The following is a 14,207-nucleotide window of genomic DNA, read 5'->3' as shown; positions in this document are numbered from 1 at the left end:
ATGTCTTGGAGAGAAGTAGATGGGTAAGTTGAAGCAAGCCGGACTGATTTGCGCCGGATTACTGGGCGGCATCCTGATCAGCCTGCAGTTTTCGGCAATGGCCGAAAAAGAGACGCGTGCCAGTCTGCCCATCGAGGAACTGCGGACCTTCGCCGAGGTCTTCAACGCCATCAAGCAGGGCTATGTCGAGCCGGTAGAAGACAAGAAACTGATCACCCACGCGATCAGCGGCATGCTCTCCAACCTTGATCCGCACTCCGCCTATCTGGATGCCGACGCCTACAAGGATTTGCAGGTTGGCACCCAGGGCGAGTTTGGCGGGCTCGGCATCGAGGTCGGCATGGAAGATGGCCTGGTCAAGGTCGTCTCGCCGATCGAGGACACCCCCGCCGACCGCGCCGGCGTCAAGTCCGGCGACCTGATATTCAAGCTCGACGATACCCTGGTCAAAGGGCTGACGCTCTCCGATGCGGTGAAGCGCATGCGCGGCAAGCCGAAGACCCAGATCAAGCTTACCATCCTGCGCAAAGGCGAAGCCAAACCCATTGAGCTCACGCTGACGCGCGAAGTCATCAAGGTGCAGAGCGTCAAATCCAAGCGGCTCGAAGATGGCTACGGTTACTTGCGCATTGCCTCGTTCCAGGAGAACACCGGGGCCTCGGTGGTCAAACACCTGAACGACCTCTATAAATCGGGGCCCCTCAAGGGTCTGGTACTCGACCTGCGCAACGACCCGGGTGGCTTGCTGAATACGGCCATTGGCGTCTCGGCCGCGTTCCTTCCTCCGAAAACCCTGGTCACTTCGACCGATGGTCGCACGCCGGACGCCAAGCACCAGTTTTACGCTTTGCCCGAGGATTACATGCGCGGCAGCCGGGACGACTACATCCAGAGTCTGCCGGCTGAAGCGCGCAAGGTGCCGATGGTCGTGCTGATCAACGGTGGCTCGGCGTCCGCTTCCGAAATCGTGGCTGGTGCACTGCAGGATCACAAGCGCGCGGTCCTGCTCGGCACCACCAGCTTTGGCAAAGGCTCGGTGCAGACCGTCCTGCCCCTGCCCGGCAACACCGCCATCAAGCTGACGACGGCCCGCTATTTCACGCCGTCCGGCCGTTCAATTCAGGCCAAAGGCATCGTTCCCGACATCGTCGTCGAAGAAAGTGCCAACGGCAATTCGTCAACACGCCTGCGTGAAGTCGACCTGGAAAAACATCTGGAAAACAGCACGGACAAAGAAGCCAGCACACCGGCCAAACCGCAAAGCAAGGCGCCAGCCAAGCCGAAGAGCGGCCCGGCCAAGGATGAGGGCGAGGAAGTGTTCGAGCCACCGAGCCGCGAACTGGCCTCGAAGAAGGACTACCAGCTCAATCAGGCACTCAACCTGCTCAAGGGTCTGCAGATCATGCAGAACAGGCCTTAAGCATTCCGCGGGAGCGAAACATGAAACGACCGGTCGCTTCGCCGCACAATCCGCACAAAACGGCACCGATCCGCAAGGAGCGGAATGTTCAGTTTTCGAAGTTTCCGCCCGGCCAGGTGCCCGAAGCGTCCGACTTCCTCGGCAAGATGGATGACCTGGAAGTAGAACCGCGCGTTGAGCGGCGTGCGGTCGGCGTCGCCTACGACCTGCACGATCATTCGCTGCAGGAACTCGAAGGGACGCTTGAGGACAAGGGCTATCACCTCGACAACACGCTGATGAGCAAGATGATGCGCGCACTGATCTACTACGTCGAGGAAACCCAGTTGCACAACCTCGAAGCACCCGATCGCCCGCTCAAGAAGTCGCAGCACGAAGCCTATACCCACGCCTGGGAACGCCACCCGCACGGCGATCACGACGACACGCCGCCGGAATGGCGCGAATACAAGTAAGGCCGAGAATTTTTCAGACAATTCCAGACGGCAAGGCTGTAACCCGCATGGATAGGCGATCTGCAACTCATACGCCTGAAGAGTGGCGTATTCATTGGCTATCCTGCCATGGTCCTTACAGAACGCCAATTGATGCGGCTTGTAGCTTGATCCCTTCCGCATGAACGACGAACAGTTACTGCGCTACAGCCGCCATATCCTGCTTGACGAAATCGGTATCGAAGGCCAGTCAAGGATCATCGGCGCGCACGCACTGGTGATCGGTGCCGGCGGACTGGGTTCACCCGCCGCCCTCTATCTGGCTTCGGCCGGCGTTGGCCGCATCACGCTGGCCGATGGCGACACGGTTGACCTGACCAATCTACAACGCCAGATCCTGCACACCCAGGAGCGCGTCGGACAGTTGAAAGCCGTCTCCGGACAAACCGCTCTGTCGCTGATCAATCCGGAAGTGACGGTCGAACCGATCAGTGAACGCCTGGTCGGCGAACGGCTGGAAGCGCTGGTTGCCGACGCCGATGTCGTCCTCGACTGTTGCGACAACTTCGCCACCCGGCATGCCGTCAACCGTGCCTGCGTCAAACATCGCACGCCGCTGGTTTCCGGAGCGGCCATCCGCTTTAGCGGACAACTCTCGGTATTCGATTTGCGACGCGAGAACTCACCGTGTTACCACTGCCTGTTTCCGGAGGGTGACGACGTCGAAGAAACACGTTGCGCCGTGATGGGCATCTTTGCCCCGCTTACCGGAATCATCGGCGCCATGCAGGCCGCCGAAGCGCTGAAAGTCATCAGTGGCGCCGGGGAGCCAGCCGTTGGCCGTCTCCTGTTGCTTGACGGTTTGAAGATGGAATGGCGCAGCGTGAAGTTCGGCAGGGACCCGCAGTGCGCCGTCTGCGCGGCAACGTGAAAGTCGCGCCAGCGACTCTCGAACCTCCCCTCGCCCTCTGGGAGAGGGGCCGGGGGTGAGGGAAACGGGCAGGGCTTTCATTATTTGGGGGCGCCTGACAAAGCCATGCCCGCTAACTGAAACGCGCCAGGATACGCAGGTCGGCACCGAGCATGCGCATGTCGCGAACATTCAGTCGATGCTTGCCTTCCAGCGACTCAAGCGCCGGCAGGTCGAACATCCCGCGCGCCGTATCGCCGACCAGGCAGGGCGAGAGATAGAGCAGCAGTTCATCGACCAGACCGGCCGCCAGCAACGCGCCGTTGAGCCGAAAGCCACCTTCGACGTGCAGTTCGTTGATGCCACGCTGACTGAGTTCCGTCATCAGCGCTGGCAGATCCACCTTGCCGTCGGCATTCGGCAGGTGCAGGATTTCCGCCCCGCGTTCGCGCAGTACCGCTGATTTTTCACTGTCATCGCTTGCGGTCGCCAGCAATACGCCGCCACCGTTCAACACCCTGGCCTGCAGCGGCAATTCGAGGCGGCTATCGACCACCACTTTCAACGGCTGGCGCGATGTTTCGACCCCGCGCACGTTGAGTTGCGGATCGTCGTCGCGCATTGTGCCGATGCCGCTCAGAATGGCGCAGGCCCGTGCCCGCCAGCGATGCCCGTCCTGCCTGGCCGCCGGGCCGGTAATCCACTGGCTGACGCCATTCTCAAGCGCTGTCTTGCCGTCCAGGCTGGCTGCCAGTTTCATGCGCAGCCAGGGCCGGCCACGCATCATGCGCGAGACGAAACCGATATTGAGTTCGTGCGCTTCCACTTCCTGCAAGCCGCAGTCAGCGGCAATGCCCGCCGCCGCCAACAACGACAATCCTCGCCCGGCCACCAGTGGGTTGGGGTCCTGCATGGCCGCGACCACGCGCGACACCCCGGCGGTAATCAGCGCTTCGGCACAGGGCGGCGTGCGGCCATGGTGACTGCAGGGTTCGAGGCTTACATACGCGGTGGCGCCGTGCGCCTGGCGGCCGGCCATTTGCAGGGCATGGATTTCAGCGTGCGCTTCACCGGTATGCCGGTGCCAGCCTTCGCCGACAACCGTACCGTCCTTGGCGATGACGCAACCGACGCGTGGATTGGGTGTAGTGGAAAAAAGGCCGAGTTCGGCAAGACGCAAGGCCCGCGCCATGAACTCGTGATCGGCGGCGCTGAACATGCGCGGAACTACCGGCTACGCCGCGGAGCAGGACGCGATACTTCGCGGACCAGCTCGGAAAACTCATCGACATCTTCAAAGTTGCGATAGACCGAAGCAAAGCGGACATAGGCCACCTTGTCCAGCTTCTTCAATTCGCGCATGACCATCTCCCCGACCTTTTCGGAGGGAATTTCGCGCTCGCCCAGCGTCAGCAGCTTTTCTTCGATGCGGGTAATCGCCGCATCAACCGCCTCGACGGTCACCGGACGCTTGCGCAGAGACAGCCACAGACTGCCGGATAGTTTCTCGCGGTCGAAATCGACGCGCGAACCATTTTTCTTGACCACCTGCGGCAGACGGATTTCCGCCCGCTCGTAGGTTGAAAAGCGCTTTTCGCAGGTCAGGCAACGACGCCGGCGACGAACAATGTCGCCGTCGTCATTGATGCGCGTATCCGCAACGGTCGTGTCAGCCGCACCGCAAAAAGGGCATTTCATCGCGTTTTAACGTGAAAGTCGCGCGAGCGACTCTCGAACCTCCCCTCGCCCATTGGGATAACCAGCGACTTGGCTGCCGTTTTTTGGCAGCTTAGTCGAATGGCTAGTAGCTTCATCAGAGGGGTCGGGGGGCGAGATGGGGAATTCGCGGAGCATGGCTCCGCGCCCATCGAGCGATTCCGGCTGGTAAGCCGGAATGCGCCCTGCAAGGGAGGGAAACGGGCATGACTTTCATAATTTGGGGCGCCTTTCAAAGCCATGCCCGTTATTTGCCGTAAACCGGGAACTTCTTGCACAGGGTTGATACCTCGCCACGAACCCGCGCCAGCACGGCTTCATCGTTTGGCGCATCGAGCACGTCGGCGATCAGGTGGGCGACCTGTTCGGCCTCGATTTCGGTGAAGCCGCGCGTGGTCATGGCCGGCGAGCCGATACGGATGCCGGACGTAACCATCGGTTTCTGCGGATCGTTCGGGATCGAGTTCTTGTTGACCGTGATGTGCGCCTTGCCCAGCGCCGCTTCGGCTTCCTTGCCGGTAACGTTCTTGGCGCGCAGATCGACGAGGAAAACGTGCGATTCGGTGCGCCCGGAGACGATACGCAGGCCGCGTTCCTCGGACAAAACACGCGACAGCACACGGGCATTGGCCACCACCAGTTCCTGATAGGCGCGGAACGCGGGAGTAGCCGCTTCCTTGAAAGCCACCGCCTTGGCGGCGATCACATGCATCAGTGGACCGCCCTGCAAGCCGGGGAAAATCGCCGAGTTGATGGCCTTCTCGTACTCGGCCTTCATCAGGATGACGCCGCCGCGCGGGCCGCGCAGCGTCTTGTGCGTGGTTGAAGTCACCACGTCGGCGTGCGGCAGCGGGCTCGGATAGCAGCCGGCAGCAATCAGGCCGGCGTAGTGCGCCATATCGACCCAGAAAATGGCGCCGACTTCCTTGGCCACCTTGGCAAAGCGCTCGAAGTCGATACGCAGCGAATAGGCCGAAGCACCGGCGATGATGATCTTCGGCTTGTGTTCGCGGGCCAGCGCTTCCATCTGCTCGTAGTCGATCGCTTCCTTGGCATCGAGACCGTAGGAAACGGCCTTGAACCACTTGCCGGACATGTTGAGCGCCATGCCGTGCGTCAGGTGACCGCCTTCGGCCAGACTCATGCCGAGGATCGTGTCGCCCGGCTTGGCAAAGGCCAGCAGCACCGCCTGGTTGGCCTGCGAGCCGGAATTCGGCTGCACGTTGGCGGCGTAGTGGTGTTCATTGGCGCCGAACAGTTTCTTCAGGCGATCGATGGCGATCTGCTCGGCAACGTCGACGTATTCGCAACCGCCGTAGTAGCGCTTGCCCGGATAGCCTTCGGCGTACTTGTTGGTCAACTGCGAACCCTGAGCTTCCATGACTGCCTTGCTGACATAGTTCTCGGAGGCGATCAGCTCGATGTGCTCTTCCTGGCGGCGATTCTCGTCTTCAATCGACTTCCAGAGTTCAGGATCAACTTTTGCCAGGGTGTCTTTTGCGGAAAACATCGTATGCCTCACAAGCCATTAGAAAGGGCAAAATTGTATCACGCGAGGCAAGGGTGAAGCGGCCATATGGCGGCGGGATGCTTGGGAAAGGACCGAAAACCTGGCTTCACCGCAGAGGCACAGAGACGCTGAGCTATCGCAGAGAACCCCATGAAATCAAGCTTTGCAGAGCGGTTTCTCCCTGCCTCTGTACCACTGCGGTGGGTTAGTAAATCAATTGGGCTATTCGGATTCAGTGGTGATAGGCTCATGGCGTTGTGCAACGCAACATGTTTATTGTCGACTGGTATGTTGCATGGAGCAACCGAATGGCGGTCATCGACCCCTATGCACAATTTGAAACTATGTGCACCCCGCGTGAATAGAGCGGTCGCCAATCCGGCAGTGCCTGGCATTGGACGAAGTTCATCAGCGAAAAACTGTACATAGTTTCGGCGTCAGGGAGCGTAGCAATACATTTCGTGCAATACGGCGACCGGCTCAACGCGATCCGGTTTGTGCAAAAGCGAGGAGACACCCATGATGCCAGATGCCGCGAATTGACGGCATCGGCGGTGAACACGGAAGACATTCCCTGCGAGTGACGCCGAAGATTGGCTCTTGGCGATTGCGAGGAAAAAAATGTTTGGGGGACGTGACATGCCAAAAACCATGTGCAGCATTGCCGGCCTCGACGCCGTCAGATACAGCGATTCAGCGCCAACCTGCACATAGTTTCAAACTTTGCATAAGCAACGCTCCTTTCGACCTTTTCCGTGGACAAGAACGCTGGCGTGCGGCTGAAGGTTCCGTAGAAGGGGTGCCGTGTGAACTCCTCGTCAATCAAATGACTGTGCAGCAGGTCGCTTTGATCGACAGGCTTGGGTTGCTGCCGCGCATAGACCGTGGCGCGGGATACCCCGGCCAGGGCGCATTGCTGGACGACAGACACCGCATCCCCTTTGTCGATCCATGTGCGACGGATCATGGCAGGCTGATCCCAGACTTTTTTTTGAGCCAGTCGAGTTCTACTTTCAGCTTGCCAATCTCGCTGTACAGCAGGTCCGGCTCCTGATGTGCCGCTATCGGCTTGGGGCCGCGCTTGCCTTCAAACAGGCTCTTGGCTTGCTCCTGGATGGCCTTCTTCCATAGCCCAACCTGGCCGGGGTGAACACCAAATTCCTGGACAATCTCGTTTAACGTCTTCATCCCTCGCAAGGCTTCCAACCCCACCTTCGCCTTGAACTCCGACGTCGGCACTTTCCTCTTCTTCGGCTCACTCATTTCTGCTCGTTCCTTATGACAGCGGACAGCTTAAACCACTGCCTTGAAATCAGGGACCACTATAGAATGCCTCGCCCAAATCGAACTTCAGTGGCACAAAGGCGTGTGGGGTCTTGCCTGCGCGCCCACGCCAGTTCCGGATGAAATCGGTGACTTGGCTGTAGCCACCGACATAGCCGTCTTCCTTGATTTGCGCAAACAGCGCCTTGGCCGTACGCCGGTTCTGCTTTGTGCCGTGGGCATCGGCTTTGAGCGCCTGCTCCAGCGCCTCGTGGAATGCCGTCAATTTGCCAGGCATCTCACGCCGCTGGTACGTCGGCGTAGCCGCCTCCTCGGGTGTTCGCAGCCATCTGCGTATCGTGTTGCGCGATAAACCCGTGCGCTTCGTTATTTCGTGCAGCGACAACTTGTCGCGTAAATACATCCGTCGAATCTTGCCGAACATTTCCATGGTGATCACCCTTTATCTCCTGCCTAAAAATTAGGCAGGGCAAGTAGAACACCTGGGTCAGTTTTGGATCGGCATTAACCCTCTACGTAGGTCAGTTTTCGGTCAGCGTCAACACAGAGGGGAGTGGCCGAGCGGACACGACGTTAGTTGCCCCATCAATGGTCAAACGAATGCGTTTTGTTGCACTCGATGCGTCTTTCAACACCATTGCTCCAGATTTTCTGGAAACCAATTTTGGTTGATAGACTTTATATAGCTGCGTCACTAACTGAACGTAATTGCGTGTTTCGCGATAGGGCGGAATGGTGTTCTGGTATTGCTTAACCGCCCCCTCACCGGCATTGTAGGAAGCGATCACTAGATTCTGTTGTTCGGGAAATATTTTGGACAGGTCGGACAGGTAGCGTGCCCCCAAGCGAATGTTGGTTTCAGGGTCCCGCAACTTCTGTTCGAGAGTCTTTCTTTTATCCCCGAATAAGCCATAGCGTTCAGCGGTTGAAGGCATAACTTGCATCAGGCCAATGGCCCCTTTGGGTGAGATGGCGTCAGGATTGAATCCGGACTCCGCTGCCATGACCGCCTTGAGCAAGTGAGGCTCGACCGAAAACTCAAGGCTTGCGAGTTTCAGTAGCGGCTCGTACTTTCGCAGGTTGGGATGTTGTGTAAGACGATTTGACTGGGGCTGGCTTTCTCGTCCAGCGGACTCAATCTCCACCGACCCAAGCTTGCCTTTCAACCACAGTTGATAATGTGCATCCAGTTTTTCAGCAGAGAAATGCGATACACCCTGGTCATCGACATACCCGTAGATGTCCGCACTACTGGTCGTCGAAGCGAGGATCAAAAGAATTGAAAAGGCAACTTTTGAGAATTCCATCCATTTGCCCTTTCGTTATATAAGGTTTGATCATCTCGCGTGTCTCGACAAGAGGCTCGCGTAGCACCCACTTTCGTGCTTCGATTGCGTTGGCTTGCTTTCCTGTTTCAGCGGGCTGATCCTCCGAAGTCGGTCAGCCTCCCTCTGTAACCTTATCTCCGCCAACAGCCAATCGAGGAATGGGAAGTCATTTGCGAAGAGAAACTCATGCTCTTGCGACGTTTCCAAGTGCCATGGCTTGAATGTCTTGGGAAGTTCTTTTGGCACAAAAAAGCAGGGAGCGTATCCTTGAAAACTGCACCGGCAGGATGTTACTGACACACTGACATTAAGTCTGTTGTGCGTTGTCTTTGTTTCTGTAACAGAACGTTACCGAAGACAAATCAAAAAAGTGCGGAGACCTACAAATGTTCAGCAAGAAACACCAGCGTCCTGCCATGTGCTAGGGCGGCAGCATTTTGGTTGTACATTGGACGACCCCAGCAATTGAAACCGTGATCGGCAGCCGGGTAGTCGAAGAAGATGGCGTTCGTCCTGCCGGCAAAACTGGCTTTCACATCGGCTACTGCACATTGTGGAATGTGGGCATCCTGCCCAGCGTAGTGGAACAGGATCGGCTGAGTGATCTGATCTGCCACGTCGAGATGCTGCTGGATACCGCCGCCATAATAGGCGACTGCTGCATCGCACTTGCCAGTCGCTGCGGTACGATAGGCCAATTGACCACCGAGGCAGAATCCGAGTGTGGCAACCTTGCCGGTCACCTCGGGCAGCTTACGCAGTGTATCTACAGCGCTTGAAAGGTCAGCGACCGCCTTTGCCGTATCAACTTTCTGAAGGAGTGCGCGAGCTTGGGCAGTGCCTTCCGGATCGTACGTCAAATCGACACGTCGCTCTAAACGCCAGAAAATATCCGGAGCCAGTACCACGTAGCCGTCAAGTGCGTATTGGTCGGCTACAGCGCGGATGTGTTCATTTACACCCCATATTTCCTGTACCAGCACGATGCCCGGACCTCGGCCTGACGGCGGTAGCGAAAGATAGCCAGAAAAGGTTTCGCCTTGGGCGTGAGTAATATCGATCCATAGGCAATTCATTTGGACTCCTCCAAGGTTGTTTGCACGAGTCAGATTGACCATCTTGCGCGTTGTTGTTTGACCAGACTAAAGCACCTTCAAACCCTGATTCTTCGCGAAAATTGCATGAAAATGGCTGGTAAGTATAATTTGCGAATGATGGCTAATTTTGATCGCGCAGTAACGCGTAAAGACATACATGAATACCAGCATTGAGGAATTTTTCAAGCAATTCATCGAACCAGGGACGAGGCAGAACGAGGCTGACGGAAAAAAGGCGCTACAAATCGCGACCGCAGCCTTGCTGCTGGAGATGATGAGCATGGACGACCACCTCGCCATTAAAGTGCACGACTCCTTCGTCGCAACCTTGCTTCAGCAGTTCACCCTTGGTCAGCTAGGAGTTCATGGTTCCTCGCGCCGTGTCGTTGGCAACGGCACCATTACCGATTGCCCCGGCTGGCTACAGCCGGCATCGCAGCAGCGGCCTGGCTGGCGGTTGCGGGTAATGGCCCGTGATTCGTCGGCCAGCACCCCGCGGTCCAGCAAGCGCTCGACCAGATCGACCTTGTCACCCAGCGGGTAGTTGCGCCAGATTTCCTGCTTCAAGGCGCTTGGTGAGCCGCCGCCATGCAGGCTGATCAATGAGTACCAGCCGCCCTGGTAGGAAGCAGTCAGATCCTCGATGAAGCGTGCGACTTCGATACGCTTGTCGTAGGGAACGTCCGGGTTGGCACGCAGAACCTCGGCAAGGGTTGCGGCAGTGGCCGGGTTGTGATCCTCGTCGGGTCCCGGTAGCGCCACAATCAGCCCGCCGGATACTTCATGCGCAAGACGGTGCATATCGTAGATCTGGGTGGACAGCAGCAGCTTGCCAATATTGGAGAAGACCGGTTCCGGCATGAAGCTGTTGGAGTATTGGTCATGCACGGCATAGACGCTGGCTGCCACCCCACAAGCGAAGAAGCCTTCGGTAATCTTGATCAGCTCGACCATCGGGTCGCGCAGGCTGGCCTTGCGGCCAGGATCAAACCCGTTTGCCTCGCACATCAGCGCACCGGCGCCGATCAGCAGGTCGCCGAAGCCCGCACGGGCGCCGATGCAACTATGACGATGATGCGTGGCGTAGTTGTAAGTGATGGCTCCGGAATACTCCCATTCACCATCCAGGAAGACGCGTTCCCATGGCACAAAAACGCGATCGAAAATAACGACGCCGGTGGACTGGCCATAGCGACGGGAGAATAACGGGGAACCGTGCTCAGGCTTTTCACCGGGCCGCCCTGCGGGCCTGGCAACGATGGTCACCCCCGGGGCATCGACAGGCACGGCACAACATACAGCGAAGTCGGCATCCTCCTCGCCCATGTTACGCGAGGGCATGACCAGAAATTCATGAACATAGGGGGCCGCAGTAACGATAGCCTTGGTGCCGGAAATAACAATGCCCTTGCCGTTACGCTCGACAACATGAACGTAAACATCGAGGTTGAGCTGTTGATGGGGCCGTTTGCTGCGGTCGCCCTTGGCATCCGTCATGGCAATGCCCAGGCTGAGGTCTTCGTCCTGCACATGCTGCAAATAAGCTGCGAAGCGGGCGCGATTCCCGGTGCTGCCCTTGGCGTCATCCAGACGAGCGCCGACCTGTCCAATACTGTTAAGTGCATCGTGCGCCAGATAGCGCTGGGCGCAGCCAGTCTCCTGGCAAAGCAGGCGCACCGCCTCCAGCTTGTTGAGCAGGTCGCCAGCCGACTCGTTGATGTGCAGCATGCGATTGACGGTCTTGCCAGAACTCGACTGGACGGCGGTCATCAACCGCGACCTGTCGGCATCGAGCGCGAAGTCGTAGGTCACCGCCAGTGCGTTTATGCCCGGCTGCAACGAGGGTGCATCGACCACGGATTCAATCAGTTGACCATCAACATAGACTATCGGCTTCAAGCGCCGCAGGGATTCTCGAAAATCGGTGCCCGACATTAAATTACGGGTATCGTGGTTTGCTGTTGCTGACTTTTCCATAGGGTCTCCTGATCACCGCTTATCTGAATTGATCACCATTCAAAATGGTCCGAGAACGTTCTGGGATAGTAAGCGATGTGTTCAGAAATTTTGCCCAAACCTCACCGCACTTCCTGGCCGGTTCTGAATTTGTTCCCGCTTTGATTTGCATCAAATCCACAGACGGTCAGGAAAATATACAATATAAACATAATAATCGGCTGCTTCTACTTCTTCAGCGTTCCCTGCGAATGGCCTCTTTTCAAAACCCCGACTGGCAGGTATGGGTCGCTGGTTGTCATCATAAAGCGCTGATGCATTCGAAAGGCAGGAATCAGAGTGCAGCGGTCGCTGGGCATGCAAAAGTCATCAGGCCGCTTACAGTCTTAAGCCGCCGCTGGCTGCAACGCCGAGCATTTTTTGCGCGAACGGCAGGTGTAAATGGCGGAGGAATTTGGGGCCGAATGGCGGCGTAAAAAGGGGCCAGTCGGTTCATGAAGAAGATCTCTGATGAGATCCGTTGGGTTGCTGGTTTTGTCTTGCCTTGGCCAACGGGCGTAGCGTAGCGGAGCACGGTGGCCAAGGCAAGACGGCGCCAATCAGTCGTTGTTGGTTGCCCCTCCTTTTGGATTGTCTGGCTCGTGGTTACTGGTCGCCGGCTCTGCGATTGAGTTGCTTTTCCTTGCCCGCTTTTTCGAGGTCGCCAAGTACAGCTTTGCACCCCAAGTGCATTTCAAGCTGACGCAGGATTTCCCAGTTTAAGCACATCCCCTTTTGCGACTGGAGAAAATCGAATCGGCATCGTCGAAACTCCATTGCAACAATAAATGTTCATTACCCCATTTGACTACATGGTTGTTGCCGCCGAAGCTGGATATACCGTATTATGGGTAAAAAATTTTCAGACGGCTGCATCTCAAGCCACTCTAGCTCAATCGCCGCTACACGGCATTTCGGGGGTTTCATGAAGAAGAGGTTTGCACTAAGGACGGTAGCCATGCTGCTTGCCCTGACCACTGGCGCCTGGGCGCAAGGTGCCAGATTCGCCATTTCCAGCTACCAGGTTGAAGGAAACACCCTCCTGCCGGAAGCCAGGGTAGAGCAGATACTCTCCGGCTACCTCGGTACCGATCGCAGCCTTGAAGACATCAACGCCGCCGCCGAAGCCCTGCGCAAAGCCTATGAAGACGCGGGCTACCCGGTCATCAAAGTCTTCCCGCCGGCGCAAACGGCCGCTGATGGTCGAGTCACCCTCAAAGTCATCGAAGGGCAAGTGCAATCGATCACCATCAAGGGCAACAAGGCCTACGATGAGGCCAACATCCGTTCCAGCCTGCCGCCCCTGCAGGAAAAAACGAAACCCAACGCCAAGAAAATCGTTGCCGCCATTGCCGCCGCCAACGAAAACCCGGCCAAGCAGGTGGCCGTCAACTTCCAGTCAGCCGAACAAGTCGGCGAGATTGATGCCGTGGTCACCGTCACCGAAGACCGCCCGGAAAAATTCATTCTCACCTACGACAACATGGGCAGCAAGTCCACCGGCGTCAATCGGCTCAATGCCGGCTACCAGAACGCCAACCTGTTCAACCTCGACCACATGGTTACGCTGCAATTGGGTACATCGATCGATTACCCGGAGCGGAGCCAGCAAGTCTCGGCCGGCTACCGTGTTCCCTTCTACGATCTCGGCCTCTCGCTGGACGTCATCGGCGCCTACTCCAAATCCACTGCCACCACCAATGTCGGCTTCGGCAGCACCAACTTCTCGGGGCAGGGCAACATGCTCGGACTGCGCCTCAATCAGTCACTGCCCAGCGCGGGTGAATTCCGTCACCGCCTGATCTACGGCTTTGACTACAAGGATTTCGACAACACCTGCACCGGAGTAGGTGCGGGCACCTGCGGCACCGTTACCGCACAACCGCTCAGCCTCACCTACTTTGCCACCCTCGCCAAGCCTGAGTATCAACTCAGCGGCGGCCTCACCTTCGCGCAAAACATCGAAGGCGGGCCCAACGGGGGCCAACAGCAATACCAGGCCGCACGCGATGGCGCCACGCCCGACTGGAACGCTGTCCGCGCCAACATTGGCTTGAGCCTGCCACTTCCCGCCGATTATCAGGCGCGCATCGCCGCTACTGGCCAGTTAAGCAACAACCGCCTGGTTCCCGGCGAACAATTTGGTCTGGGCGGCGCCAGTTCGGTGCGCGGCTATATTGAGCGTACGGTCAGCGGCGATCACGGCTACACCGTCAACATCGAATTCTATTCGCCCGACTTCGGCAAGCACATCACCACAGACCTCAATGCCCGCGCCCTGCTCTTCTACGACTTCGGCGAAATTTCCTTCAGCAACGCCCGCAACGGTGAAAAACAGCAACCGCTCAGCAGTATAGGTGCTGGATTGCGCCTCAACTTCAACCGCCAACTTGACGTTCGCCTTGATGTCGGCTTCGCCCAGGAGAAGTACATCGTCACACCGGATCCGGCCGGGGCCAATCGCCAGCAAGGCGAAGCCTATGGTCACGCCGCCATCAATCTGCAGTTCTAAG

10 protein-coding genes and 2 pseudogenes are annotated in these 14,207 nt (G+C 57.7%); 4 read left to right on the top strand and 8 right to left on the bottom strand.

Features of this window, described 5'->3' with window-relative positions:
• The first annotated feature begins 19 nt into the window (after positions 1 to 19).
• The 3 genes from ACOYNV_RS00920 to ACOYNV_RS00910 all read left to right on the top strand — a co-directional run bounded on the left by ACOYNV_RS00920 (position 20) and on the right by ACOYNV_RS00910 (position 2,785).
• Entirely contained in the window at positions 20 to 1,420 is a 1,401-nt protein-coding gene (locus ACOYNV_RS00920; RefSeq protein ID WP_422897849.1) for a S41 family peptidase, read from the top strand.
• Between the two features lie 20 nt (positions 1,421 to 1,440).
• On the top strand, positions 1,441 to 1,875 hold the full coding sequence (locus ACOYNV_RS00915) for a hypothetical protein (RefSeq protein ID WP_422897848.1): 435 nt from the start codon (positions 1,441 to 1,443) through the stop codon (positions 1,873 to 1,875).
• 160 nt (positions 1,876 to 2,035) lie between these two features.
• Positions 2,036 to 2,785 carry a HesA/MoeB/ThiF family protein gene (locus ACOYNV_RS00910; protein ID WP_422897847.1) on the top strand — a complete coding sequence of 250 codons (750 nt, stop codon included), beginning with the start codon at positions 2,036 to 2,038 and terminating at the stop codon, positions 2,783 to 2,785.
• 112 nt (positions 2,786 to 2,897) lie between these two features.
• Here the strand turns inward: ACOYNV_RS00910 and ribD are convergent, their stop codons facing one another.
• From ribD to ACOYNV_RS00870, 8 genes and pseudogenes are all read right to left on the bottom strand, one after another.
• Positions 2,898 to 3,983 carry a bifunctional diaminohydroxyphosphoribosylaminopyrimidine deaminase/5-amino-6-(5-phosphoribosylamino)uracil reductase RibD gene (gene ribD / locus ACOYNV_RS00905; protein WP_422897846.1) on the bottom strand — a complete coding sequence of 362 codons (1,086 nt, stop codon included), beginning with the start codon at positions 3,981 to 3,983 and terminating at the stop codon, positions 2,898 to 2,900.
• An 8-nt stretch (positions 3,984 to 3,991) separates the two neighbouring features.
• Positions 3,992 to 4,462, bottom strand: a complete 471-nt coding sequence (gene nrdR, locus ACOYNV_RS00900; protein WP_422897845.1) for a transcriptional regulator NrdR — start codon at positions 4,460 to 4,462, stop codon at positions 3,992 to 3,994.
• Positions 4,463 to 4,727: 265 nt separating this feature from the next.
• Complete coding sequence (gene glyA, locus ACOYNV_RS00895) at positions 4,728 to 5,990, bottom strand: serine hydroxymethyltransferase (protein ID WP_422897844.1); 1,263 nt, start codon at positions 5,988 to 5,990, stop codon at positions 4,728 to 4,730.
• A gap of 784 nt (positions 5,991 to 6,774) precedes the next feature.
• Positions 6,775 to 7,253 (bottom strand): annotated as a pseudogene (locus ACOYNV_RS00890) (IS3 family transposase); the annotation flags it as partial.
• Positions 7,254 to 7,317: 64 nt separating this feature from the next.
• Positions 7,318 to 7,704: pseudogene (locus ACOYNV_RS00885) on the bottom strand (IS21 family transposase); the annotation flags it as partial.
• A 91-nt stretch (positions 7,705 to 7,795) separates the two neighbouring features.
• A complete protein-coding gene (locus tag ACOYNV_RS00880; protein WP_422897843.1) occupies positions 7,796 to 8,581 on the bottom strand; it encodes a transglycosylase SLT domain-containing protein in 786 nt (261 codons plus the stop codon).
• Between the two features lie 401 nt (positions 8,582 to 8,982).
• Positions 8,983 to 9,678, bottom strand: coding sequence for a dienelactone hydrolase family protein (locus tag ACOYNV_RS00875; RefSeq protein ID WP_422897842.1), 696 nt, complete (start codon positions 9,676 to 9,678; stop codon positions 8,983 to 8,985).
• A gap of 384 nt (positions 9,679 to 10,062) precedes the next feature.
• Positions 10,063 to 11,676, bottom strand: a complete 1,614-nt coding sequence (locus ACOYNV_RS00870; RefSeq protein ID WP_422897841.1) for a 4-hydroxyphenylacetate 3-hydroxylase family protein — start codon at positions 11,674 to 11,676, stop codon at positions 10,063 to 10,065.
• A gap of 943 nt (positions 11,677 to 12,619) precedes the next feature.
• On the opposite strand from ACOYNV_RS00870, the gene ACOYNV_RS00865 reads away from it, so the two are divergent.
• A complete protein-coding gene (locus ACOYNV_RS00865) occupies positions 12,620 to 14,206 on the top strand; it encodes a ShlB/FhaC/HecB family hemolysin secretion/activation protein (RefSeq protein ID WP_422897840.1) in 1,587 nt (528 codons plus the stop codon).
• The last annotated feature ends 1 nt before the right edge of the window (position 14,207 follow it).

It is taken from the genome of Propionivibrio sp. (genome assembly GCF_049316945.1).
GTDB lineage: Bacteria > Pseudomonadota > Gammaproteobacteria > Burkholderiales > Rhodocyclaceae > Propionivibrio.
The sequence above is the reverse complement of the archived record's forward strand: the minus strand, read 5'-3'. Positions and strand labels throughout refer to the sequence as shown.

Excerpts from the sequence above, each read along its gene's own strand:
- ACOYNV_RS00920 (WP_422897849.1), top strand. The coding sequence starts at position 20 with ATGGGTAAGTTGAAGCAAGCCGGACTGATTTGCGCCGGATTACTGGGC.
- ACOYNV_RS00915 (WP_422897848.1), top strand. The coding sequence starts at position 1,441 with ATGAAACGACCGGTCGCTTCGCCGCACAATCCGCACAAAACGGCACCG.
- ACOYNV_RS00910 (WP_422897847.1), top strand. The coding sequence starts at position 2,036 with ATGAACGACGAACAGTTACTGCGCTACAGCCGCCATATCCTGCTTGAC.
- ribD (WP_422897846.1), bottom strand. The coding sequence starts at position 3,983 with ATGTTCAGCGCCGCCGATCACGAGTTCATGGCGCGGGCCTTGCGTCTT.
- nrdR (WP_422897845.1), bottom strand. The coding sequence starts at position 4,462 with ATGAAATGCCCTTTTTGCGGTGCGGCTGACACGACCGTTGCGGATACG.
- glyA (WP_422897844.1), bottom strand. The coding sequence starts at position 5,990 with ATGTTTTCCGCAAAAGACACCCTGGCAAAAGTTGATCCTGAACTCTGG.
- ACOYNV_RS00880 (WP_422897843.1), bottom strand. The coding sequence starts at position 8,581 with ATGGAATTCTCAAAAGTTGCCTTTTCAATTCTTTTGATCCTCGCTTCG.
- ACOYNV_RS00875 (WP_422897842.1), bottom strand. The coding sequence starts at position 9,678 with ATGAATTGCCTATGGATCGATATTACTCACGCCCAAGGCGAAACCTTT.
- ACOYNV_RS00870 (WP_422897841.1), bottom strand. The coding sequence starts at position 11,676 with ATGGAAAAGTCAGCAACAGCAAACCACGATACCCGTAATTTAATGTCG.
- ACOYNV_RS00865 (WP_422897840.1), top strand. The coding sequence starts at position 12,620 with ATGAAGAAGAGGTTTGCACTAAGGACGGTAGCCATGCTGCTTGCCCTG.